Here is a 22,239-nt window from a genome sequence, read left to right on the forward strand (position 1 = left end):
CATGTTGCAGATCTCGCTGTGGAAGCGCGTGCTGATCCTTGCCGTTATCTTGGCTGGGATCGTTTTTGCCGCGCCGAACGCTTTTTACAACCGGGTTGAGGGGCATAATGATGCGCTCACGGCCCAGACAAAAAACGGCACTCTGACGCCCGAGGAGCAGCAGGCGAAATCGGCTTGGCCCGATTGGCTGCCCTCGGATCTGGTCAATCTGGGCCTTGATCTGCGCGGCGGGGCGCAGCTGTTGGCGCAGGTCAACGTGGCCGATGTCTATAAAAGCCGCGTGGATTCGCTGTGGCCCGAGTTCCGCAAGGCGCTGGCCGCAGATCGTGCCACGCTCGGCGCGATCCGGCGCGTGCAGGCCGATCCGGGCGTCTTGCGCATCCGCATTGGCAATGGCGATCAGATGCAAAAGGCGATGGAGGTCGCGCAGACCTTGAACACGCCGGTGACCTCGCTGACAGGCGTGGGGCAGAAAACCTACGCGATCACCACCGAGGGCGACCAGCTTGTGATCCAGCTATCAGACGCCGAAAAAGCCTCGACCGATGATCGCACGGTGCAGCAATCGCTGGAAATCGTGCGCCGCCGGATCGACGCGGCAGGCACGCGCGAGCCTAGCATCGTGCGCGAAGGCTCGGACCGGATCTTGATTCAGGTGCCCGGTCTGAAATCGGCGCAAGAGCTGAAGGAACTGATTGGCACGACCGCCAAGCTGACCTTCAACTCGGTGATCTCGACCACGTCGAACTCCAATGAGGCGGTGGGCGCGGGCGAGGAAATCTTGCCCTCCTCCGATCAAAAGGGGCTGTATTACGTGCTGGATACATCGCCGGTCGTCACCGGCGAGGATCTGACCGATGCACGCCCTGATACCGATCAAAACGGCTACCCGGCGGTGGGCTTTCGCTTTAACGTAAGCGCGGCGCGCACCTTTGGCGATTATACACAGGCCAATATCGGCAAGCCCTTCGCGATTGTGCTGGATAAAAAAGTGATCTCGGCCCCCGTGATCCAATCCCATATCGCTGGCGGCTCGGGCATCATTACCGGGCGTTTCACCGTGAAAGAAGCAACCGATCTGGCGCTTCTGCTGCGCGCAGGCGCGCTGCCGGCTTCGATGACGTTCCTGGAAGAACGCACGATCGGCCCGGAACTGGGCGCAGATTCGATCAAGGCAGGTAAGCTCGCCGCTGCCGTGGGCGCAGTGCTGGTCGTGGTCTTTATGATCGCGTCTTACGGCATGTTCGGGGTGTTTGCCTCGTTTGCCTTAGGGATCAACATCGCACTGATCTTTGCGATCATGTCGGTGATCGGGGGCACGCTGACGCTGCCAGGTATCGCGGGGATCGTGCTGACAATGGGCACGGCGGTGGATGCCAATGTGCTGGTGTTCGAACGCATCCGAGAAGAGCTGAAGATCGCCAAGAAACCGGCCCGCGCGATTGAGCTGGGCTATGAGCGCGCGATGTCAGCGATCATTGATGCCAACGTCACCACTTTCCTCACGGCGCTGATCTTGTTCGTGCTGGGGGCAGGGCCGGTGCGTGGCTTTGCGGTGACCTTCCTGATCGGTATCGTGACCTCGGTATTCACCGCCATCTGGGTGACGCGTCTTTTCATCGTCTTCTGGTTCGCGCGCAAGCGGCCCAAAGAGATCATTCTGTAAGGGAGCAGAAATCATGGCATTCCGTCTGAAACTGGTCCCTGAAAAGACCACCTTCGATTTCTTCAAACACCAGAAGCTGACCTTCGGCTTTTCCGTGGTCATGGTGCTGGCCTCGCTGGTGCTGGTCCTTACGATGGGGCTTAACCTTGGGATCGATTTCCGGGGCGGCACCACGATCCGCACCGAAAGCGACCTCCCGATCAATGTCGGCGAGTTCCGCCAAGCGGTCACGCCGCTCGATCTGGGCGATGTTACGATTACCGAGGTCTATGACCCCAATTTCCGCGCCGACCAGCATGTCGCGACGGTGCGCATTCAGGCCCAAGACGGGCAAGAGGCGATCTCGCCCGAGACCCAAACCAAGGTGCTCGCCGCGCTGCAAACGGTGAACAAGGACGTCAAGATCACCTCAACCGAGTCGATTGGCCCGAAAGTCTCGGGCGAGCTGGTCTGGACGGCGGTGTGGTCGGTTCTTGCGGCTGTGGCAGCGATTTTGGTCTATGTCTGGCTGCGATTTGAGTGGCAATTTTCGATCGGGGCTGTGGCGGCCCTGATTCACGATGTGACGGTCACGGTCGGGATTTTCTCGCTGTTCCAGCTCAAGTTCGATCTGTCGATCATCGCGGCCTTGCTTACGATCCTTGGCTATTCGATCAACGACACGGTGGTGGTGTTCGACCGGCTGCGCGAGAACCTTGTGAAGTATAAAAAGATGCCGCTGCGCGAGGTGATGAACGTCTCGGTCAACGAAACGCTGTCGCGCACCGTAATGACCTCGGGGACGACGCTGCTGGCGCTGATCTCGCTCTTGGTGCTGGGCGGCGATGTGATCCGCAACTTCGTGTTCGCCATGACCTGGGGCGTGATCGTGGGCACCTATTCCTCGGTTTTCGTCGCCAAGAACATCGTTTTGTTCATCGGCCTGAACCGCAACAAGGAGAAGAAGGACCCTTCCGAGAAGTTCTTCGACAAAACCGATGTCGCTACTGACTGAAGCCAATTTTGGGGCCTCGCTGCCCATCGACGGCTATGGCCCGGGATTTTTCCGGGTCGCAGGCGAGGTGCATTACGGCAATCTGTGGCTGATGGCGGATCAAAAGGGCGACTGGGGCGGCTTGGACGATTTCGCTGCGCTTGAGGCGCTCTCGGGCCAGATTGATTTGCTGTTCGTCGGAACGGGTCCGCAACTCGCCCATCTGCCCAAACCCCTCGTCGATGCGCTGGAGGCCAGGGGGATCATGTGCGAGCCGATGGCCACGCCAACGGCGGCGCGCAGCTATAACGTCCTGCTGTCCGAGGGGCGGCGCGTCGGCTGCGCCCTTCTGGCGATGCCGGAAAAGGTCTAGCGCGATGGCGATGCTCAGCGTGAGCAATCTGGCGGTCTCACGCGGCGGCTTGCCAGTGCTGGAAAACCTGTCCTTCGCGCTGGATGCCGGGCAAGCGCTGGTGCTGCGCGGTCCCAACGGGATTGGTAAGACGACGCTGCTGCGCACTTTGGCCGGGTTGCAACCCGCGCTGGCAGGAACAGTGTCGATGCCCGCCGAAAGCATGGCTTATGCGGCGCATTCGGACGGGCTGAAATCGACCCTGACCGTCAGCGAGAATCTAAAATTCTGGGCCTCGGTCTATGCCACTCAAGACATCGAACCTGCGCTGGAGCGAATGAACCTGCGCGGGTTGGCCAACCGCGCCGCAATGAGCCTGTCAGCCGGACAAAAGCGCCGCCTTGGATTGGCGCGCTTGCTGGTGACCGGGCGTCCGGTCTGGGTGCTGGATGAGCCGACGGTGTCGCTCGATACCGCCTCGGTGGCACTGTTTGCGCAAGCGGTGCGTGGTCATCTCGCGACCGGTGGCGCAGCGCTTTTGGCGACCCATATCGATCTGGGGCTTGAGGAAGCCAAAGTGCTGGATCTCGCCCCGTTCAAAGCGCTGCCCCCCGAAGAGGGCGGCATGATGGGCGCGTTTGACGAGGCGTTTTTATGATCGGGCGGCGCGCATGTGAAACTCTTCGGAGCCTCCGGCGGGAGTATTTATGGCCAGATGAAATGGGCAGAGCACCGCTTTTTCATCTAGCTCTAAATACTCGCCGCGCAGCGTCCCAACCCTGCCACATCGTCAGGGGGCTTAAATGATTGCGCTGTTGATACGCGATCTGCGCCTTGCAGTGCGTGCGGGTGGCGGCTTTGGCTTGGGCCTCGCGTTTTTCCTGATCGTGGTGACGCTGGTGCCGTTCGGCGTTGGGCCGCAGGGGGATATTTTGGCGCGGATTGCGCCGGGGATCTTGTGGCTTGGGGCGTTGCTGGCCTGTCTGCTCTCGCTTGATCGGATCTTCGCGCTTGATTTTGAGGATGGCTCGCTGGATTTGCTTGCGACTGCGCCGATGCCGCTGGAAGGTGTCGTGGCGATGAAGGCCTTTGCGCATTGGCTGACCACGGGGTTGCCTTTGGTGATTGCCGCGCCGGTGTTTGGCATCTTGCTGCATCTGCCCGCAAGCGCGCAAAGCTGGCTGGTGATTTCGCTGCTGCTGGGCACGCCTGCGCTGTCGGTTCTGGGCACATTTGGCGCGGCGTTGACGGTGGGGCTCAAGCGCGGCGGGCTGTTGCTGTCGCTGCTGGTCTTGCCGTTTTACGTGCCCACGCTGATCTTTGGCGCCGAGCTGATCCGGCGGGGCGCGCAGGGGATGGCGACCGAAATTCCGCTGCTGATGCTGGCGGGGATTACCGCCGCGACCGTGGCGCTTATTCCCTTTGCGTCAGCCGCTGCGATCCGCGTCAATCTGCGCTAGGGTCTCACCCGCGAAACATGTTAGAGACAGACCATCAAGCCAAGCAGGACGAAGCGAGACAATGTCACTCTGGGAATATGCAAACCCCGTAAAATTCATGAAAACCTCCGGTTTTCTGTTGCCGTGGGTCGTGGGACTGGCGGCAATTACTTTGGTGAGCGGCTTGGTCTGGGGCTACTTATTTGTGCCTGCGGCTGAGAATTTCGGCGGCTCGGTCAAGGTCATTTATGTCCATGTGCCCGCCGCGATGATGGCGATCAATATCTGGGGGATGATGCTGGTCACCTCGCTGATCTGGCTGATCCGGCGCCACCATGTTTCTGCGCTGGCGGCTAAGGCAGCCGCCCCGATTGGCGCGGTGATGACGTTGATCGCGCTGATCACGGGCGCGGTTTGGGGTCAGCCGATGTGGGGGACGTGGTGGGAATGGGATCCGCGTCTGACCTCGTTCCTGATCCTGTTTCTGTTCTACTTGGGCTATATTGCGCTTTGGGCGGCGGTCGAGAACCCCGATACAGCCGCCGATCTGACCAGTGTTCTGGCCCTTGTGGGCGCGGTCTTTGCGGCGCTGTCGCGCTATGCGGCGAATTTCTGGAACCAGGGGCTGCATCAGGGCGCAACGCTGTCGCTGGATAAGGAACAGCATATCGCGGATGTCTACTGGTTCCCGCTTTTGCTGTGTCTGGCGGGGTTTGTCCTGTTTTTCATCGCCCTCGTACTGGTGCGCACCCGCACCGAAATCCGCAACCGCCGTTTGGGCGCATTGCAGCAACGCGAGCGTATGGCATGACCGAGACAACCACGACCGGAACCACCATCACCGAGGGCGGTGTTGTTCTGGTAGACCCGTCAACAAAATCTTATGCCTATACGGTAAACATTGCCTGGGCTGCGACCATCGGCTTGTTGGTCGTGCTGGTTCTGGTAAGCCTGTGGCAAGGGGCGCGCGCTAAGCGTGCGCTGGCCGAGGCCGAGGCACGAAAAGGACGTAAATCCAATGGTTAAGCCGCTGATGTTCATCCCGCCGCTGATCTTTGCAGGCCTCGCTGGCATGTTCATCTGGGGGATGCAGCGCGAAGATCCCAGCCAATTGCCCACCGTATTCGCAGGCAAACCGGCACCGCCCGTGCAGCTTGAGCCGCTGGGTTCGTTCGAGCCGTTCACCGATGTGGAATTGCGCGATGGCAAGGTAAAGCTGGTGAATTTCTGGGCCTCGTGGTGCGCGCCCTGCCGCATCGAGCATCCCAATCTTGAGGCGCTGTCCAATGAGGGCATTCCGATTTACGGCGTGAACTACAAGGATACGCCGTCCAAGGCGCAAGCGTTCCTGTCGCAAATGGGCAATCCCTATTCCGAACTCGGGGCCGATCCCAAGGGGCAGATGGCGCTGAATTGGGGCGTGTATGGTGTGCCGGAAACCTTTGTGGTGGATGGCGAGGGCAAGGTGCTGTTTCGCTTTGCGGGGCCTGTGACCGAGCGGGTGATCGCCTCGGATCTGCGCCCGTTGCTTGAGGGCAAGACGCCGGCCCCCGCGCAATAAACGCGCCCCTCGGTCAGGGGCGCATGTGGCGCAGGGACTTGGGGTCCATGCGCGCCCATTCGGGCCAGTATCCGGTTTTTCCAAGCACCACGATCACGATCGCCAGCGCGATGACGACGGCGACAATCTTGACCTGCAACATTGAGGGCGGGCGGCGCACCCAGCGCGCCATCCGCGTCAGCCACATCAAATTCACGACGCATCCTCGGTGAAGCGCACCTTGCCGATATAGGGCAGGTTGCGGTTCTTTTGCGCGAAATCAATGCCGTAGCCGACGACAAATTCGTCGGGGATTTCAAAGCCCGTCCAGGTGGCGCGCACATCAACCTCGCGCCGCGAGGGTTTGTCCAAAAGCGCGCAGCATTCGATCCGTCGGGGTTTGCGCGCGCGTAGCAGGCCCATCACATGTTTCAGCGTGAAACCGGTATCGACGATATCCTCGACCACAAGGACATCGCGCCCCTCGATGCCTGCGCGCAGGTCTTTCAAGATCCGCACCTCACGCGAACTTTCCGTGCCATCGCCATAAGACGAGGCCTCGAGGAAATCGACCTCGATGGGCAGTTCGATTTCGCGCACCAGATCGGCGATGAACACGAACGAGCCGCGCAGCAACCCCACCACGACCAGCTTATCCGTGCCCGCATAGCTTTGCGTGATCTCGCTGGCCAGTTCCTCGACGCGCGCTGCGATCTGTTTGGCGGAAATCATCTGGTCGATGACGTGAGGGCGCTGCGGCATGATATCGGGCCTTTCGGGCTGGGGCAGGGCTTGCCTTTGCCCCCTGCTTTATCGCATCAAGAGACCTAAGAAAACGGCCCAATAAACGGAAGTGATATGCCGCAGCATCGTGAGAACCGGATCATGCCATATTCGGCGCAGCAGATGTATGATCTGGTGGCTGATGTCGAAAGCTATCCGCAGTTCCTGCCGTGGAATTCTGCCGCGCGTATTCGCGCGCGGAAACCCCAGCCCGACGGCTCGGAAATTCTTGAGGCCGATCTGGTGATTTCGTTTAAAGTGTTTCGCGAGAAATTCGGCTCACGCGTGACGTTGTTTCCTGAAACTCACCGGATCGACACCGAATATCTCGACGGGCCGTTTAAATATCTCAAAAGCTATTGGCAGTTTGAGGACATCCCCGAGGGCGGCTGCAAGGTCGCGTTTTTCGTCGATTTCGAGTTCAAGAACCGGATCTTGCAAGGCGTGATTGGCGTAGTCTTTAACGAGGCGATGAACCGCATCGTCAAGGCCTTCGAGACCCGCGCAGCCGCACTATACGGGCCTGCGGCGTGATGGCGTGACCACGTTGTAATGGCGCGGAATTTTTTCTGACTTCGAAACCTCGGATCGGATTTGTTTCCAAGCACATGCCAACGTTTCACAGTTTCAAGAGCGCTCCTCGTCGTGATTTGACCATAGCCTCACGAAACTGACTAACTCCGCTCAGGCTTCAGGGCGGGGAATAATTATGCTGGGGTATTTGTTGCTGCTTGGGCTTTTGCCCGCAGCGTTCTTGCTGGATGATCATTCAAGCCATCACGGCGACTCTGACGAGACTAACTCTGATGAGAGTGACGATCACAACGACACCCAAAGCGGTGGCGGCGATTTGCTGGATGACAACCAAGATCTGATCGGCACGTCTCACGCGGATTCGCTGAGCGGCGGGTCGGGTGATGATACGTTGTCAGGCTATGGCGGCAATGACACGTTGGAGGGAAACACGGGCAATGATCTGCTTTATGGCGGTCCGGGCGACGATCTGCTGCACGGTGGCGATGGCGATGACACGCTTGACCCCGGTCTGGGGGCCGATAGCGCCTATGGTGATGGGGGCGATGATGTCTTGCGCGCGGGGGCAGATGGGCAGGATCTGCTCGATGGCGGGACGGGCGATGACAGTCTGAGCGCCGATGGCACCCAAAACACGCTGATCGGAGGCGAGGGCGATGACTGGCTCAACCTTGGCAGCGGCGATGGCAATACGGGCTTGGGCGGCGCTGGCGATGATAACATTCGCTTTGAGCCGGGTGCGGATTTCACCGATCAACCGGGCGCGCAGGCCTCGCTTGATGGCGGCACCGGAGCGGACACGCTCTCGTCGATCTCGCAGGCGCATGTCGATCTGGGGCAGGGCGCGGATAGCACGGTTGCAGGCGATGGCGCGGCCGATGTGCTGAATGTGACGCCACTGTTTTCCCAAAGCGCGCAGGATGCACAACATGACAGCACGGTCATGACGGTCGATGATTTCGAACCCGGTCTGGATCAGCTGCATCTTGACGGTGTGGCAGATGCGGGCATTGCCGCGCATGACGATGGCAACGACCTTGTGCTAACCTCGCAGGGGCAGTCGATCGTGCGTTTCACCGGGCTTGCGGGCACCGATCTGGGCGATATCTATCCCAACGCGCCCGCGGCGGCAGATGCGTCGGGCTACGCGGCCCAGACCAACTATTCAGGACAGAATCTGTGGGGCGGCTTTGGCGATGACACGCTGGATGCAAACGATGACGGCAGCGCGCTGTTTGGTGCTGGCGGAAACGATCTGCTGAGCAGCGGGGGGGGGGATAATTCGCTGGATGGTGGCAGTGGCGATGATCTGATCTTTGCCACAAGCGGGGACATGGTCACGACCGGAGAGGGCGACGATCTGGTCGCTCTGGACCATGACGCGTCCGGCGGTGGCGCGACGACAATCACTGATTTCACCCTCGGCGCGGACCGGATCGCGCTTGATGATGACGAGACCAACACGCAGATCGCACTGCATGATGACGGGACCGACCTGACGCTGAATTCGGATGGCACGGCGATTGCGGTGCTCAAAGGCCTTGGCGGCAAAGGGGTTGCGCTTGGCGATATCATGGATCACGGCGCGACAGAGGGCGATGATTCACTCTCGAGCGCGGAGTCCCCTGCGGGATCGGCCCTTGCGCATCGCCTCATGGGGCTTCAGGGCGATGACACGCTCAGCGGCGATGCGGGCGATGACACGCTGATGGGCGGCTTAGGCAATGACAACCTTGAGGGTGGCGATGGTGCCGATGTTCTGAATGGTCAGGATGGCGCGGACACGCTTTTGGGCGGTGCGGGGGATGACACGCTGCTTGGCGGCACGGGGGATGACTATCTCAACGGCGGGGCTGGTAGCGATACGCTGACGGGCAATGATGGCGATGACACGCTTGTCGCGCTCGACCCGAGCAACGCCAGCGATCTAAGCGGCGGCGCGGGTGAGGACACTTTGGTTGCAGCGGGTAATGTGACGCTTAGCGGAGGGGCGGATAGCGATGTTTTCGTGGTCTTTGACAACAGCCATGTCACGATTTCCGATTTTCAGGATGGCGAAGTGATCCAGCTTGATGTGTTGAACACAACGGGCGGTGGCGGAACGCCATCCACAGTGTCGCTGACCCAGCACCTTGGCAGCGACGGGCTTACGATTTCGGCCAATGGCGATCAGGTCGCGTTTCTGCCCGGCATGACGCGGGTGCTGACGGATAGCGAGTTGCCCCAAGCCTATGGCTGAGATTGCGCGGCGCGCAGCAACAGCCCCAGCGCGTGATCGCACGCAGCTTGGCGCACCTGCGCGCGCCCCAATGCGCCGAACTCTACGGTTTCGCTGGTGACGGGCGCGCCTGCCATCGCGAGCGCAAAACACACGCGGCCTTCGGGCTTGTGCTCTGACCCGCCGGGGCCTGCGATGCCGGTGATGGAAACCGCGATCTGCGCGTGAGAGTGAGCGAACGCGCCTGCGGCCATCTCGCGTGCTACGGGTTCCGAGACCGCGCCATGGGCCTGCAGCGTGGCCTCACGCACCTTGAGCATCTCGCGCTTGGCGGCGTTTGTATAGGTAACAAAGCCGCGTTCAACCACGGCGGACGATCCCGCGATATCGGTCAGCGCGGCCGCGACCATGCCGCCCGTGCAGCTTTCAGCCGTTGCGACCATCAGCCCGCGCGATTTGCAGGCCTCGAGAACATCGCGCGCAAGGCTCATTGCATCATGCCTAAGAAAACGGCGTGATAAAGACCCGCCAGAATGATCGTGACGATGCCGGCAAATACGCCCGCCCACAGATCATCCAGCATCACACCCTTGGCGTCGTGGCGACGATCGGCGCGCCCGACCAGCCACGGCTTCCAGATGTCAAACAGGCGAAAGCACAAAAACGCCGCGACGGGGCCGGGCCAGACCATTGATGTGTCGCGCATCCAGAACCCCATTGCGGGGAACAAAAGCGCCAGCCACATGCCCGCGACCTCGTCGATTACGATCTCGGAGGGGTCTTCGCCGGGGCGGTCCTTTAGCTCGGCCTCGACGGACCAGAAGCCAAGCGCCGTGACCGCAACAAAGGCGATCACCAGCGGGATGAAGCCAAGGTAATGCTCAATCGCCCAGCCCACCAGAACGGCAACGAGCGAGCCCCAAGTGCCGGGTGCCGGGCGCAGCAGGCCGACGTAAAGGGCGGTATTGATCAGTCGCAACATGGGTTTACTCCGCAATCAAAGTGGCTGTGGCAATCGCCGCGATACCTTCTTCGCGACCGGTGAAGCCCAGACGTTCCGAGGTGGTCGCCTTGACCGAGATCCGCCCCGGTTCCAGACCGATGATGCGCGCCAGTTCCTGCGCCATCGCACTGGCATGCGGGCCGATCTTGGGCTGCTCGCAGATCAATGTCACATCAACATTGCCGATCCGAAAGCCGCGCGCCTCGGCCAGTTTTGCCGCGTGATCAAGGAAAATTTCCGACGCAGCGCCTTTCCATTGCGGGTCAGATGGCGGGAAATGACGCCCGATATCGCCCTCGGCCAGCGCGCCGTAAATCGCGTCGGTCAAGGCATGCATCCCGACATCGGCATCGGAATGGCCCTTGAGCGCGGCGCTGTGGGGCACGCGCACGCCGCACAGGATGACGTGATCGCCGTCCTCGAACGCGTGCACATCATAGCCGTGACCCAGTCGAATATCCATTTTCGTCCCCAATATCCGTTCTGCCCGCGCGAAATCGGCGGGGTAGGTGATTTTTAGATTGTCTTCGCTGCCCGGCGTGATCGCTACGTCAACACCTGCCGCGCGCACCACTTCGACATCATCAGCGGCTCCGCCGGGATGGGTGCGATGCGCCGCGAGAATGGTGTCAAAGTCAAAGCCCTGCGGGGTTTGCGCGCGCCACAGATTGCTGCGGTCCTGCGTGCCGGTGACTTGCCCGTTTGACCCGATCCACAACGCATCGCTCACCGCAAGCGCGGGAGCCGCGGCGCGGTGGGTATCAAGCGCGCTGAGCACGCCCTCGATTACCGCGCGGCTGACCAGCGGGCGCGCTCCGTCATGGATCAAAACGCGCGTCACGCCAGAACCTTCAAGCATTTCCAATGCGTTGCGCACCGAGCCATCGCGCGTCTGCCCTCCCGCGCATAGCACGACCGCGCCGCGAAACAGCGCCACACCGCGCGCCATATCCTCGGGGTGCAGAACAACAATGATCCGCCCTACACCCGCAAAGCGCGCGACTGTATGGGCCAGCACCGGTTGCCCGGCCAGCAACTGCCATTGCTTGGGCGCATCCCCGCCCGCGCGCGTGCCCCGTCCAGCTGCGACTATGATAACGGCTGTGTCCATGCGCCCCCTCGTTCCTTGGCCACAGGCTTAGGCCATGGTGCGAAGCGGTGCAATATCGCCGCGCGGGGCGCAAATTCGCGCAGGTTTAGCTGAAAGCCACCAAGGATATGACTAAATATTAGGCATATGCAAATATTTCCGTCAAAAATGCCAGTTCATAAATTGTGATTTCGGGTTCGAACGCGTAGCCATAACCAAAGAGGAACAGGAAGACTCGTGCAAACCACTGTGCCAATCGGCGAAACGACCCTGAATATGCCTGTGCTTCTGGCACCGATGGCGGGAATCACCGACCTGCCGTTTCGCCAGATCGTGGCGCGCTTTGGCGCGGGTCTCGTGGTGTCGGAAATGGTTGCCTCGGGCGAGATGATCACCAAGCTGCCTTCAGTGCGCGCTAAGGCGCGGGTTGAGCTGGGGCTGGATCTGCCGACCTCGGTGCAGCTTGCCGGGCGGGAAGCCGCGCCGATGGCGCAGGCGGCGAAACTGGTCGCGGATATGGGCGCGCGCCTCATCGACATCAACATGGGCTGTCCGGCCAAAAAGGTGACGGGCGGGGCGTCTGGATCGGCGCTGATGCGTGATCCTGACCATGCGTTGCGCCTGATCGAGGCCACGGTGAAGGCGGTGGATCTGCCGGTGACGCTGAAGATGCGGCTGGGCTGGGATGATGACAGCCGCAATGCGCCGCTGATCGCGCGCCGCGCCGAAGCGGCGGGCGTCCAGATGATCGTCGTGCATGGGCGCACGCGGATGCAGTTTTACAAAGGCGCCGCTGATTGGGAGGCCATCGCGGCGACCCGCGCGGCCGTGTCGATCCCGGTGATTGCGAATGGTGATATTGTGGATGCAGCGTCGGCGCGCGCAGCATTGGATCAGTCGGGCGCGGCGGGTGTGATGGTCGGGCGCGGGGCGCAGGGTGCGCCATGGCGGCTGGCGGAAATCGGTCATGCGGTTTACGGCGCGTCCGCGCCAATCGTGCCCCAAGGCGGCGCTCTTTGTGACCTGATATCAGAGCATTACGAGTCGATCTTAAGTTTTTACGGGCGCGATCTTGGCCTGCGCCTCGCGCGTAAACATCTGGGTTGGTATGCCGATGTTGCCAACGCGCCGCTACGCGCGCAGATGATGATCAGCGACACGCCCGAGGCCACGCTGGGCCTGATCGCGCGCGCTTTTGGCGAAAGGATCGCAGCATGAGCTTGCCTGCTCCCGGTGTTATCTGGAATTCGCTGCCAACGCCCGCTTTGCTGATTGACGGTGCCGATCTTGTTTCCGAGGTGAACCCCGCCGCCGAGTTATTCCTCAACATTTCGGCCAAATCCCTGCGCGGGCAGGCGATTGGCGAGCGGCTGGCGATTTCCGCGCCGCTGGAAGAGATTTTCGCGCGTGTGCGCTCTAATCGCGCCTCGCTTTTCGTCAATGATGTGGAGGTCACAACGGGCGAGAAAGCTCCGGTGCAATGCAATCTGCAAGCCGCGCCGGTGGGCGAGGAGCCAGATCGCGTGTTGCTGGTGATCGAGCCGCGCGAATTGGCCGATCGCTTGGGGCGCGCGAGCATGGTGAAATCGGCCGCGCGCTCGGCGATTGGGATGGCCGAGATGCTGGCCCATGAGATCAAGAACCCCTTGGCGGGGATCGCCGGGGCGGCGCAGCTAATCAGCATGAATTTGAGCGGCGAAGATCTTGAACTTACGGACTTAATTGTCGATGAGACGCGGCGGATCGTAAAGCTGCTGGAACAGGTTGAGCAGTTTGGAAATGTGCGCCCACCTGAAAAGAAACAAGTTAATATCCATGATGTTCTGGAACGCGCGCGCAAATCGGCCATCGTCGGATTTGGCGCGCATATGGTCATCGAAGAGGAATATGACCCCTCGCTGCCCGCCACCTACGGCGATGCCGATCAGCTGACACAGGTGTTCCTCAATCTTCTGAAGAACGCCGCGCAAGCCTCGGATGGCAAAGGCAAAATCAAGATCCGAACTTTCTATGAACACAGCCTGCGCCTGCGTCGCGCCGATGGCACCGGGCAGCCCTTGCCGTTGCAGGTTGAGATCATTGACGACGGCCCCGGCATTCCGCCCGCTATCGTTAACGAAGTCTTCGAGCCCTTTGTATCCGGGCGCGAGAATGGCACCGGGCTGGGATTGGCGCTGGTGTCCAAGATTATCTCTGAACATGACGGCTGGGTCAGTCTCGATTCTGTGCCCGGCAAAACCCGTTTCCGTATTTCCCTACCCGTTGCGCCGAAGGAGAGTTAAGCCATGGACGGCACTGTACTTGTCGCCGATGACGACCGCACGATCCGCACTGTTTTGACCCAAGCCCTGACGAGGGCGGGGTGTAAAGTGCATGCCACGGCCTCGCTTGTGACGCTGATGCGCTGGGTCGAAGAGGGCAAAGGCGATCTGGTGATTTCCGATGTGATGATGCCCGATGGCAATGGCTTGGAGGCGTTGCCGCGGATCGCGCAGGAGCGCCCCGGTCTGCCGGTGATCGTGATCTCGGCGCAAAACACCATCATGACCGCGATTCAGGCCGCCGAGGCCGACGCTTATGACTACCTGCCCAAGCCCTTCGATCTGCCCGATCTGATGAAGCGGGCGCAAAAGGCGCTGGAGCAAAAGCGCCGCATCACGCCTGTCGTCGCCAAAACGGCCGAGGGCATACCCAGCGACAAGGGTGATCTGCCTCTTGTGGGGCGCACGGCGGCGATGCAAGAGCTGTATCGGCTGGTTGCACGGGTAATGAATGCCGATCTCTCGGTGTTGATTGTGGGCGAAAGTGGCACAGGTAAGTCCTTGATTGCGCGCGCTATTCACGATTTTTCGGATCGCCGCAGCCTGCCTTTTATCGTCGCGCAATCGGGCGATTTACAAGGCGCAGATGGCCCCGCAACCCTGCTTGCACGCGCCAAAGGCGGCTCGCTTGTCTTTGATGAGGTGGGTGATTACGATGAGGATACGCAGGCGCGCATCGTGCGGATGCTGGATGCTTTGCCCGACCCCGCGCCGCGCATCATGGCGACAACGCAAGCCGATCTGTCGGTGTTGATGGAGGCAGGGCGCTTTCGCCAAGATCTGTTTTACCGCCTCGGCGGCGTGACCCTGAGCGTGCCAAGCCTGCGCGAGCGGGTCGAGGATATTCCGCTTCTGGCCGATCACTTCCTGACCCGCGCCGAACGCGACGGGCTTGGGACGCGCCGCTTTACCAATGACGCGCTGCAACTGGTGCGCGCCTATTCCTGGCCCGGCAACGTGCGCCAGCTTGAGAACACGATTCGCCGTCTCATCGTGACATCGCCCGAAGAGGAGATCACGCGCGCTGAAGTGGAGTTCGTTCTGGGCAACCAGCCCGCGATTGAGCCGCTGCGACGGGGCGGTGAGGGCGAGAAACTGTCGGCCTCCATCGGGCGTCATCTGCGCCGCTATTTCGATCTGCACGGCGGAAATCTGCCGCCACCGGGGCTTTATGATCGCATTCTCAAGGAGATGGAGGCCCCTTTGCTGGAAATCGCGCTGGATGCGACGGGCGGAAATCAGGCCAGATGTGCCGACCTCCTTGGCATCAACCGCAATACCTTGCGAAAAAAGATCACTGATCTGGATATTCAGGTGACACGGCGGCGCAAACTGATGTAAACCCGCAACAGAGAGCTGTGGCTTTTCCGTCGAGGCGGATTTGTCACGCTCTGTGTTAAGGGGGCATCGGTGCAAGGCAGCACGGCATATCGTTCAGGCTGGGATCGGTTGGCGCGTTTTCGACGTCAGCGGCGAGTGCGCAACATCCTGACTTTGGGGTTGGTGGTGCTGGGCCCGGTGCTGGCGATCGCGACTTTTGTCGTGCTGGGGCCGTTGGGACAGGGTGCCGATAGTACCGCGCTGCGGCTGATCCTGCTGGCTGATTTCGTCTACTTCCTGCTGCTCGCCGGGCTGATCATGATGCGGTTGGCGCAAATCATCGCCGCCAAGCGCGCGCGCTCGGCCGGGTCGCGCCTGACTCTGCGCCTGACCGGTGTGTTTGCGGGCATCGCGCTGGTGCCCACTGTTTTGGTCGCGCTGTTTGCCGGGCTGACCGTGAATATCGGGCTTGAGGGCTGGTTCTCGGATCGCGTGCGTTCGGTTGTCAGCACATCGTTGCAAGCTGCCGAGGCGTATCAAAGCGAGCACAAAGAAGACCTCGTGCAGGATGTGCGCGCGCTTGCGGCATTTTTGAACCTGCGCCGTCAGGCCTCGACATTTATGTCGGATGGCGAGTTGCGTGAGTTGCTGATCACCGGGCAAGCCAGCGTGCAGCGCGGCGTCAAAGAGGCCTATGTGATCGACGGCACGGGCAAGATCGTGGCGCGCGGGGATCGCTCCTATCTGTTTGATTACGAAAAGCCTGCCGCCAAGGATATCGTCGAGGCGCAAAAGGGCGAGACCGTGCTGATCGAGGATTGGTCGAACTCGGAATTGCGCGGTTTGATCCGGCTGAATGCCTTTGTGGATCGCTACCTGTATATTTCGCGCAAGGTAGATGGCTCGATCCTGTCGCTGCTGGATCAAACCCGTGAAACTGTCTCGCTTTATCAACAACTTGAAAGCGCGAGGGGGCGGGTGATTTTTGAATTTGGCTTGGTCTATTTCGGCTTTGCGCTGATCCTGATTTTGGCCGCGATCTGGATGGGGCTGTGGTTTGCCGAGCGTTTGTCGCGCCCGATTGGGCGGCTTGCAGCGGCGGCGGAACGCATCGGCGCGGGCGATCTGGATGCCCGCGTGATCGAGGCCGAAGGTGATGATGAAATCGCCACTTTGGGCCATAGTTTTAACCGCATGACGAGCCAGCTTAAGGGGCAGCGCGCGGCTTTGATCGAAAGCCACCGCGAGACCGAGGAAAGTCGGCGGATGTTTGATTCCGTGCTGTCCTCGGTCACCTCAGGCGTGATCGGGCTGGATGCCGAGGGGCGCGTCGATTTCGTAAACCGCGCCGCGATGCAACTGCTCGCGCTTGACGCGGCTCAGGTGCACTCTAAAGATATTTCCATCGTTGTTCCTGAATTCGTAAACCTTTACAAACGCTTGCGCGACGGATTTCAAGAAGTCGTGCAGGAAGAAATACGCGTGTCACGCGATGCGCGGCTGGAAAGCTTGCTGGTTCGCATGGCGGTGCGGCGCAATGATGAGGGCACCCCCGAGGGTTATGTTGTCGCCTTTGAGGACGTGACAGAGTTGGTGTCAGCGCAGCGTATGGCGGCATGGGGTGATGTGGCGCGCCGGATCGCGCATGAGATCAAGAACCCGCTGACCCCGATCCAGCTGTCAGCAGAGCGCATCAAGCGCAAATTCAGCAAGCTCACGAGCGGCGAGGATACCGAAGTTCTCGAAAGCCTGACGGGCGTTATTGTGCGCCAAACCAATGACTTGCGCCGCATTGTTGATGAGTTTTCGCGCTTTGCCAGAATGCCCGAACCCGACCGCGCCGATCACGATCTCGCGCAGCTCTTGCGCGATGCGGCCACTTTGCAGCAAGATTCCCTGCATGGTGCGAAGTTGACGTCCGACATCCCCGACACGCCGGTGATTGTCGAATTGGATGCGACGATGATCTCACAAGCGGTCACGAACTTAATTAAGAACGCAGGTGAAGCTATTGAATCATATGTTGAAAAAGGCGCACCAGAGGGGTTTGAACCTGAGGTGCGCGTTGCGATGACAGCCACGCCCGAACTGGTCACCATCCAGATCGCGGATAACGGGTTGGGCCTGCCACCTGACCGCACGCGCCTGTTTGAGCCTTACGTTACGACGCGTGCGAAAGGCACGGGGCTGGGCCTTCCGATCGTCAAGAAAATCATCGAGGAGCATGGCGGGACGCTGACACTCAGCGACGCGCCTGCCTTTAGTAGTGGGGCGCATTGCGGTGCGCTTGCCGAAATCCGACTGCCACGCGCACGCGCGGCGCAGCGGGCCATCAAAGAGAGGGGCGAGGCCCCCGGAGACGTGACATGAGCGACATCCTGATCGTCGACGATGAAAAAGACATCCGCGAATTGATCGCCGACATCCTGCGCGATGAGGGGTTTCAGACGCGCATGGCGGCCAATTCCAACGACTGCATGGATGAGATCAACGCCCGCGAACCGGCGCTGATGATCCTCGATATCTGGCTGAAGGACAGCAAGATGGACGGGATCGACATTCTCAAGACCGTCAAACGCGACAACCCGGACGTGCCGGTGATCATCATTTCGGGCCATGGCAATATCGAGATCGCCGTCGCCGCGATCAAGCAAGGCGCGTATGATTTCATCGAAAAACCCTTTAATATCGACCAGTTGATGGTGGTGATCGGGCGCGCGATGGAAACCGCGCGGTTGCGGCGTGAAAACTCGACGCTCAAGCGGCGCGATATCGGCTCGGGCGAGATGATCGGCGAGGCGGCTGCCTTCCGGCGTCTGCGCGAGCAGCTTGATAAGGTGACCAAATCCAACGGGCGCGTGATGCTGTCGGGCGAGCCGGGGTCGGGCAAGGAAATGGCGGCGCGCTTTATTCACCAAAATTCGACGCGCGCGGCGGGCCCCTTTGTCACCGTCAATTCGGCCTCGATTGAACCTGACCGGATGGAAGAGGTGCTGTTCGGGCGCGAAACGCTGGAACGCGGCGTGGAAAAAGGTCTGCTTGAACAGGCCAATGGCGGCGTGATCTATTTCGACGAGGTGGCCGAGATGCCGCCCGGGACGCAATCCAAGATCCTGCGCGTGCTGACCGAGCAGCAATTCATGCGTGTGGGCGGGGCCGATAAGGTGCGTGTCGACTTGCGCGTGATCAGCTCGACGACACATGATCTGACCGCGATGATCCGTGCGGGCAGCTTCCGTCAGGAGCTTTATGATCGCCTCAACGTCGTGCCCATCGAGGTGCCCGCGCTTAGCGAACGTCGCGAAGATGTGCCCCTGCTTGCCAGCTATTTCGTGCGTGGGTTCAACGAAACCCAGGGCCTGCCGCTGCGCGAACTATCCAGCGAGGCCGCGGCCTTGATGCAAACGATGGACTGGCCCGGCAATATCCGCCAGCTGCGCAACGTGATCGAGCGCGTGCTGATCCTGGGCGAGGGAACCGGCCCGATTGACGCGCGCGAGCTGCCCGGCCAATCCGTTCCCACTGAGGAGGGGCGCATCGTTTTGGGCGGGGCGCTGCCCACTTTGCCATTGCGCGAGGCGCGCGAGCTGTTTGAGCGCGAATACCTGCTGACCCAGATCAACCGGTTTGGCGGGAATATCTCGCGCACCGCGAATTTCGTCGGCATGGAGCGCTCTGCGTTGCATCGCAAACTCAAAACGCTGGGGGTTGTGACCTCGAACAAGGCCGGTGCGCGCGTGGCGCATGTCGAAGATGAGGACGAATGACCTGAGCAGTCTTTGGGGCAGGGGCGCTGCCCCTCTTTGCTGCGCAAATTCACCCCGGGATATTTAGATCAAGAGGAAGCTTAGCCGGTATGATCTTCCTCTTGATTGAAATATCCCCGCCGGAGGCATCCGCGCTTGCCAATCGCGCAGGGTCTGAATTTCGCGCGCTTACTGTTTGACCCTATCGCCAATCGCAGCCTAGATAGGGCCAAGTGAGCGGCGCGGAGACGATGCATGAAAGTTATTATCTGCGGGGCGGGTCAAGTTGGCTGGCAGATCGCGCGCCATCTTGCGGGCGAGCGCAATGATGTCACGGTAGTTGATTCCAACGCCGATCTGGTGCGCCGCGCAGCTGACACGCTGGATGTTCAGGGCGTTGTCGGATTTGCCTCCCATCCCGATGTGTTGGAGCGTGCAGGGGCGCGCGATTGCGATTTGATGATCGCAGCCACCCATTCCGATGAGGTTAATATGGTGACCTGTCAGGTTGCCATGTCGGTCTTTGGGATCACGCGCAAGATCGCGCGGATTCGCGCACAGGCCTATCTTGCGCCGCAATATTCCGATCTCTATCGGCGCGATCACCTGCCCATTGATGTCGTGATCAGCCCTGAACGTGAGGTCGCCGAGGCGGCCTTGCAGCGCCTCGCCGCGCCCTCGACCTTTGACACGGAAAGCTTTCTGAACGCTAAATTGCAGCTTTTGGGCATTGATCTGGATATTGATTGTCCGGTGCTAGAGACGCCGCTGCGCCAGTTGACCGATTTGTTCTCGACGCTGCGCGCGTTGGTCGTGGGCATCCGGCGCGAGGGGCGGCTTTTTGCGCCCGAACCCGGCGATCAGCTATTTGCGGGCGATCAGATTTATGTCTTCTCCCATATCGACGACACGGCACGCACGCTGGATATTTTCGGCAAATCCACGCGCAAGCAAGAGCGCATCGTGATCATTGGCGGGGGCAATGTCGGGCTGGGTGTCGCGCGCGCGCTTGAGGCACGCACCGACCGGGTGCGCGCCAAGATCATCGAGGCAAACCGTGAGCGTGCCGAACAGGCTGCTGATGCGCTGGATCGCACGATTGTGCTCAATGGCGACGGGATGAGTTCCGAGCTGTTGGAAGAGGCCAATATCGGCAATGCCGATGCGGTTCTGGCCGTCACGGATGACGACAAAACCAACATTCTCGTGTCAGTGCGTGCCAAGCAGGCGGGCTGCAAAATGGCGATTTGTCTGATCAACGATCCCACACTTGCGCCTTTGCTCAACGATCTCGATATCGACGCCTATATCAATCCGCGCGCGACCACCGTGTCGTCAATCCTGCGCCATATTCGTCACGGGCGTGTGCGCGCGATCTACTCGATTGGCGATGCCGAGGCCGAGGTGATCGAGGCACAAGTGATGGGCACGTCGCCGATGTCGGGCAAAATGGTGCGCGAGATTGCTTTCCCAGAAGGCGTGCTGATTGGTATGATCCGCAAGGGCGACAAGCTGATCAAACCCTCGGGCAACACGCGCGTGGATGAGGGCGATATCGTCGTCCTGTTTGCGCTGAGTGCGGACGTGCCGGAGGTGGAGCGCCTGTTGCAGGTCTCCATCGACTTCTTCTGATGATACGCGCGCTCAAGGCTTTGCCGATGCCGATCCAGCTGATGCTGGTGTCGTCGCTGGCGATGTTTTTGCCCGCAACCCATGCGCTGATCACGCATCACCATGCGATCGCGCGTTCGTTCTTTTACTCGGGCACGCTATTCTTGTTCATCTCGGTTTTGGTGGCGCTGGCCAATGGGGCCAATGCGCGCCCGCGCCGGGCCGGGCGGGCCAGCCTGCTCAGTATGCTTGCGGTGTTTTTGATCCTGCCGATGATGCTGGCCCTGCCATTTGATCAATCGCTGCCCGATACCAGTTTTTTCAATAGCTGGTGGGAGATGGTGTCCTCACTGACCACCACCGGGGCCACGCTGTATGAGCCTGCACGTTTGCCCGGATCGCTGCATCTGTGGCGCGGGTTGGTGGCGTGGATGGGCGGGTTTTACATACTCGTGATGGCGATTGCCGTGCTTGCGCCAATGCGACTTGGCGGGTTTGAGGTGTTCTTCTCGGGCGGGCCGTCAGGTGCGCCAAGTGCGAACGCCCCCGCCGCGAATGGTGGTGCCGAGACGAGTGAGCGCATCGCACATTACGCGACGCGCATTGCTCCGGCCTATATCGGGCTGACGGGCGCGTTATGGCTGGGGCTAATGATGGCGGGCGATCCGCCGCTGGTCGGGTTTATCCACGCAATGTCCACGCTCTCGACCTCGGGGATTTCTCCGGTTGCAGGGATGGCGGGTAGCTCGTCAGGCTTGGGCGGCGAGATACTGATTTTCCTGTTTTTCATCCCCGCGTTGTCGCGTCGTTTGTGGCCCGGCGGTGGCGAGTTGCGCGCCTCGGACAAGCTCAGTAACGATCCCGAATTGCGGCTGGCGGCGTTCTTGGTTGTGATCGTGCCGCTGTTTTTGTTCCTGCGCCACTGGCTGGCTGCGCTTGAGGTCAAGATGCCCGCCGATTTCGGCGCGATCTTTCGCTCGATCTGGGGCAGCCTGTTCACCTCGCTGTCGTTTCTGACGACGACGGGATTTCAATCAACATCCTGGCATGATGCGCGCAGTTGGTCGGGGCTGGGCACGCCTGGGCTCATTCTGGGCGGGCTGGCGATTATCGGCGGCGGGGTGGCAACCACGGCGGGGGGCGTGCGGCTGTTGCGCGTCTATGCGCTGCTGCGCCACGGCGAGCGCGAACTCGACAAGCTGATTTACCCGACGTCGGTGGCAGGCGGCGGTGCGATGGCGCGCAAGCTGCGCCGCGATGGCGCCTATATCAGCTGGATCTTCTTCATGCTGTTTGCGATCTCGATTGCTGTGGTGATGATGCTGGTCTCGCTGTTCGGACTATCCTTTGAACCTGCAACGATCCTGACCATTGCGTCGCTGTCAAATACCGGCCCGCTTGCCAGTATTGCCGCCGATATTCCGCTAAGCTGGGCCACGCTGAGCGAGCCGGTCAAGGCGGTGTTTGCGCTGGCGATGGTGCTGGGTCGTTTGGAGACGCTGGCGATTATCGCGTTGTTCAATCCCGAGTTTTGGCGCGGCTGATTACTAAGAAATTGCGCGAAATCCGCCGATTTCCTTAACAATATGATTTTTGGGCTGGAATCTTCGGCGCTGCGCTGCATATTTTAGTGAACCGGCAGG

The 22,239-nt window shown here is 60.6% G+C and carries 22 protein-coding genes; 17 read left to right on the forward strand and 5 right to left on the reverse strand.

The window, feature by feature from the left end:
- Nucleotide 1: 1 nt before the first annotated feature.
- The 8 genes from secD to DT23_RS10530 all read left to right on the forward strand — a co-directional run bounded on the left by secD (nucleotide 2) and on the right by DT23_RS10530 (nucleotide 5,991).
- Nucleotides 2–1,666, forward strand: a complete 1,665-nt coding sequence (secD, locus tag DT23_RS10495) for a protein translocase subunit SecD (RefSeq protein ID WP_038131025.1) — start codon at nucleotides 2–4, stop codon at nucleotides 1,664–1,666.
- A 13-nt stretch (nucleotides 1,667–1,679) separates the two neighbouring features.
- Nucleotides 1,680–2,660 carry a protein translocase subunit SecF gene (gene secF, locus DT23_RS10500; RefSeq protein WP_038131027.1) on the forward strand — a complete coding sequence of 327 codons (981 nt, stop codon included), beginning with the start codon at nucleotides 1,680–1,682 and terminating at the stop codon, nucleotides 2,658–2,660.
- The gene (locus tag DT23_RS10505) at nucleotides 2,644–3,012 is read left to right on the forward strand and encodes an Mth938-like domain-containing protein (RefSeq protein WP_038131029.1); all 369 of its coding nucleotides are present in this window, start codon (nucleotides 2,644–2,646) and stop codon (nucleotides 3,010–3,012) included. Before secF ends, DT23_RS10505 begins: the two co-directional genes overlap by 17 nt.
- A gap of 4 nt (nucleotides 3,013–3,016) precedes the next feature.
- A complete protein-coding gene (gene ccmA / locus DT23_RS10510) occupies nucleotides 3,017–3,649 on the forward strand; it encodes a heme ABC exporter ATP-binding protein CcmA (protein ID WP_038131030.1) in 633 nt (210 codons plus the stop codon).
- A 145-nt stretch (nucleotides 3,650–3,794) separates the two neighbouring features.
- On the forward strand, nucleotides 3,795–4,451 hold the full coding sequence (ccmB, locus tag DT23_RS10515; protein WP_038131032.1) for a heme exporter protein CcmB: 657 nt from the start codon (nucleotides 3,795–3,797) through the stop codon (nucleotides 4,449–4,451).
- 61 nt (nucleotides 4,452–4,512) lie between these two features.
- Nucleotides 4,513–5,241, forward strand: coding sequence for a heme ABC transporter permease (locus DT23_RS10520; protein WP_038131035.1), 729 nt, complete (start codon nucleotides 4,513–4,515; stop codon nucleotides 5,239–5,241).
- On the forward strand, nucleotides 5,238–5,456 hold the full coding sequence (gene ccmD, locus DT23_RS10525; protein ID WP_038131037.1) for a heme exporter protein CcmD: 219 nt from the start codon (nucleotides 5,238–5,240) through the stop codon (nucleotides 5,454–5,456). Before DT23_RS10520 ends, ccmD begins: the two co-directional genes overlap by 4 nt.
- Nucleotides 5,449–5,991, forward strand: a complete 543-nt coding sequence (locus tag DT23_RS10530; RefSeq protein ID WP_156023918.1) for a DsbE family thiol:disulfide interchange protein — start codon at nucleotides 5,449–5,451, stop codon at nucleotides 5,989–5,991. The genes ccmD and DT23_RS10530 overlap by 8 nt, the downstream gene beginning before the upstream one ends.
- A gap of 13 nt (nucleotides 5,992–6,004) precedes the next feature.
- On the opposite strand, the gene DT23_RS10535 is transcribed toward DT23_RS10530, so the two are convergent.
- On the reverse strand, nucleotides 6,005–6,187 hold the full coding sequence (locus DT23_RS10535; protein WP_038131039.1) for a hypothetical protein: 183 nt from the start codon (nucleotides 6,185–6,187) through the stop codon (nucleotides 6,005–6,007).
- Nucleotides 6,184–6,732, reverse strand: a complete 549-nt coding sequence (hpt, locus tag DT23_RS10540) for a hypoxanthine phosphoribosyltransferase (RefSeq protein WP_038131041.1) — start codon at nucleotides 6,730–6,732, stop codon at nucleotides 6,184–6,186. The genes DT23_RS10535 and hpt overlap by 4 nt, the downstream gene beginning before the upstream one ends.
- 96 nt (nucleotides 6,733–6,828) lie before the next feature.
- Here hpt and DT23_RS10545 point away from each other — a divergent pair, with 96 nt between their 5' ends.
- Nucleotides 6,829–7,287, forward strand: coding sequence for a type II toxin-antitoxin system RatA family toxin (locus DT23_RS10545; RefSeq protein WP_038131043.1), 459 nt, complete (start codon nucleotides 6,829–6,831; stop codon nucleotides 7,285–7,287).
- 175 nt (nucleotides 7,288–7,462) lie between these two features.
- Nucleotides 7,463–9,526, forward strand: coding sequence for a calcium-binding protein (locus DT23_RS10550; RefSeq protein ID WP_038131044.1), 2,064 nt, complete (start codon nucleotides 7,463–7,465; stop codon nucleotides 9,524–9,526).
- On the opposite strand, the gene DT23_RS10555 is transcribed toward DT23_RS10550, so the two are convergent.
- From DT23_RS10555 to DT23_RS10565, 3 genes are read right to left on the reverse strand one after another with little or no spacing between them, the layout of a single operon-like run.
- Nucleotides 9,517–9,996: a CinA family protein gene (locus DT23_RS10555; RefSeq protein WP_038131046.1), complete on the reverse strand. Its 480-nt coding sequence runs from the start codon at nucleotides 9,994–9,996 to the stop codon at nucleotides 9,517–9,519. The two genes, DT23_RS10550 and DT23_RS10555, sit on opposite strands and share 10 nt — an antisense overlap.
- Nucleotides 9,993–10,487, reverse strand: a complete 495-nt coding sequence (locus tag DT23_RS10560) for a phosphatidylglycerophosphatase A family protein (protein ID WP_038131048.1) — start codon at nucleotides 10,485–10,487, stop codon at nucleotides 9,993–9,995. Before DT23_RS10560 ends, DT23_RS10555 begins: the two co-directional genes overlap by 4 nt.
- A 4-nt stretch (nucleotides 10,488–10,491) precedes the next feature.
- Nucleotides 10,492–11,619, reverse strand: a complete 1,128-nt coding sequence (locus DT23_RS10565) for a bifunctional 2-C-methyl-D-erythritol 4-phosphate cytidylyltransferase/2-C-methyl-D-erythritol 2,4-cyclodiphosphate synthase (RefSeq protein ID WP_038131049.1) — start codon at nucleotides 11,617–11,619, stop codon at nucleotides 10,492–10,494.
- 255 nt (nucleotides 11,620–11,874) lie between these two features.
- On the opposite strand from DT23_RS10565, the gene dusB reads away from it, so the two are divergent.
- The 7 genes from dusB to DT23_RS10600 all read left to right on the forward strand — a co-directional run bounded on the left by dusB (nucleotide 11,875) and on the right by DT23_RS10600 (nucleotide 22,140).
- The gene (dusB, locus tag DT23_RS10570) at nucleotides 11,875–12,816 is read left to right on the forward strand and encodes a tRNA dihydrouridine synthase DusB (protein WP_051697218.1); all 942 of its coding nucleotides are present in this window, start codon (nucleotides 11,875–11,877) and stop codon (nucleotides 12,814–12,816) included.
- Nucleotides 12,813–13,880 carry a two-component system sensor histidine kinase NtrB gene (locus tag DT23_RS10575; RefSeq protein WP_038131050.1) on the forward strand — a complete coding sequence of 356 codons (1,068 nt, stop codon included), beginning with the start codon at nucleotides 12,813–12,815 and terminating at the stop codon, nucleotides 13,878–13,880. The genes dusB and DT23_RS10575 overlap by 4 nt, the downstream gene beginning before the upstream one ends.
- A gap of 3 nt (nucleotides 13,881–13,883) precedes the next feature.
- Complete coding sequence (locus DT23_RS10580) at nucleotides 13,884–15,260, forward strand: sigma-54-dependent Fis family transcriptional regulator (RefSeq protein ID WP_038131052.1); 1,377 nt, start codon at nucleotides 13,884–13,886, stop codon at nucleotides 15,258–15,260.
- A 69-nt stretch (nucleotides 15,261–15,329) separates the two neighbouring features.
- A complete protein-coding gene (locus DT23_RS10585; RefSeq protein WP_038131053.1) occupies nucleotides 15,330–17,609 on the forward strand; it encodes a sensor histidine kinase NtrY-like in 2,280 nt (759 codons plus the stop codon).
- Nucleotides 17,606–19,006 carry a nitrogen assimilation response regulator NtrX gene (gene ntrX, locus DT23_RS10590; RefSeq protein WP_038131055.1) on the forward strand — a complete coding sequence of 467 codons (1,401 nt, stop codon included), beginning with the start codon at nucleotides 17,606–17,608 and terminating at the stop codon, nucleotides 19,004–19,006. Before DT23_RS10585 ends, ntrX begins: the two co-directional genes overlap by 4 nt.
- A gap of 234 nt (nucleotides 19,007–19,240) precedes the next feature.
- Complete coding sequence (trkA, locus tag DT23_RS10595; RefSeq protein WP_038131057.1) at nucleotides 19,241–20,617, forward strand: Trk system potassium transporter TrkA; 1,377 nt, start codon at nucleotides 19,241–19,243, stop codon at nucleotides 20,615–20,617.
- Nucleotides 20,617–22,140 (forward strand): TrkH family potassium uptake protein, encoded by a 1,524-nt coding sequence (locus DT23_RS10600; RefSeq protein WP_156023919.1) that lies wholly within the window; start codon nucleotides 20,617–20,619, stop codon nucleotides 22,138–22,140. The genes trkA and DT23_RS10600 overlap by 1 nt, the downstream gene beginning before the upstream one ends.
- The last annotated feature ends 99 nt before the right edge of the window (nucleotides 22,141–22,239 follow it).

The sequence above is a fragment of the Thioclava indica genome, from assembly GCF_000714545.1.
In the GTDB taxonomy this organism is placed as follows: domain Bacteria; phylum Pseudomonadota; class Alphaproteobacteria; order Rhodobacterales; family Rhodobacteraceae; genus Thioclava; species Thioclava indica.

Excerpts from the sequence above, each read along its gene's own strand:
- ccmB (WP_038131032.1), top strand. The coding sequence starts at position 3,795 with ATGATTGCGCTGTTGATACGCGATCTGCGCCTTGCAGTGCGTGCGGGT.
- DT23_RS10550 (WP_038131044.1), top strand. The coding sequence starts at position 7,463 with ATGCTGGGGTATTTGTTGCTGCTTGGGCTTTTGCCCGCAGCGTTCTTG.
- DT23_RS10505 (WP_038131029.1), top strand. The coding sequence starts at position 2,644 with ATGTCGCTACTGACTGAAGCCAATTTTGGGGCCTCGCTGCCCATCGAC.
- secD (WP_038131025.1), top strand. The coding sequence starts at position 2 with ATGTTGCAGATCTCGCTGTGGAAGCGCGTGCTGATCCTTGCCGTTATC.
- DT23_RS10600 (WP_156023919.1), top strand. The coding sequence starts at position 20,617 with ATGATACGCGCGCTCAAGGCTTTGCCGATGCCGATCCAGCTGATGCTG.
- ccmA (WP_038131030.1), top strand. The coding sequence starts at position 3,017 with ATGGCGATGCTCAGCGTGAGCAATCTGGCGGTCTCACGCGGCGGCTTG.
- DT23_RS10565 (WP_038131049.1), bottom strand. The coding sequence starts at position 11,619 with ATGGACACAGCCGTTATCATAGTCGCAGCTGGACGGGGCACGCGCGCG.
- DT23_RS10520 (WP_038131035.1), top strand. The coding sequence starts at position 4,513 with ATGTCACTCTGGGAATATGCAAACCCCGTAAAATTCATGAAAACCTCC.
- DT23_RS10580 (WP_038131052.1), top strand. The coding sequence starts at position 13,884 with ATGGACGGCACTGTACTTGTCGCCGATGACGACCGCACGATCCGCACT.
- DT23_RS10555 (WP_038131046.1), bottom strand. The coding sequence starts at position 9,996 with ATGAGCCTTGCGCGCGATGTTCTCGAGGCCTGCAAATCGCGCGGGCTG.
- DT23_RS10575 (WP_038131050.1), top strand. The coding sequence starts at position 12,813 with ATGAGCTTGCCTGCTCCCGGTGTTATCTGGAATTCGCTGCCAACGCCC.
- ccmD (WP_038131037.1), top strand. The coding sequence starts at position 5,238 with ATGACCGAGACAACCACGACCGGAACCACCATCACCGAGGGCGGTGTT.
- trkA (WP_038131057.1), top strand. The coding sequence starts at position 19,241 with ATGAAAGTTATTATCTGCGGGGCGGGTCAAGTTGGCTGGCAGATCGCG.
- DT23_RS10560 (WP_038131048.1), bottom strand. The coding sequence starts at position 10,487 with ATGTTGCGACTGATCAATACCGCCCTTTACGTCGGCCTGCTGCGCCCG.
- DT23_RS10530 (WP_156023918.1), top strand. The coding sequence starts at position 5,449 with ATGGTTAAGCCGCTGATGTTCATCCCGCCGCTGATCTTTGCAGGCCTC.
- hpt (WP_038131041.1), bottom strand. The coding sequence starts at position 6,732 with ATGCCGCAGCGCCCTCACGTCATCGACCAGATGATTTCCGCCAAACAG.
- ntrX (WP_038131055.1), top strand. The coding sequence starts at position 17,606 with ATGAGCGACATCCTGATCGTCGACGATGAAAAAGACATCCGCGAATTG.
- secF (WP_038131027.1), top strand. The coding sequence starts at position 1,680 with ATGGCATTCCGTCTGAAACTGGTCCCTGAAAAGACCACCTTCGATTTC.
- dusB (WP_051697218.1), top strand. The coding sequence starts at position 11,875 with ATGCCTGTGCTTCTGGCACCGATGGCGGGAATCACCGACCTGCCGTTT.
- DT23_RS10545 (WP_038131043.1), top strand. The coding sequence starts at position 6,829 with ATGCCGCAGCATCGTGAGAACCGGATCATGCCATATTCGGCGCAGCAG.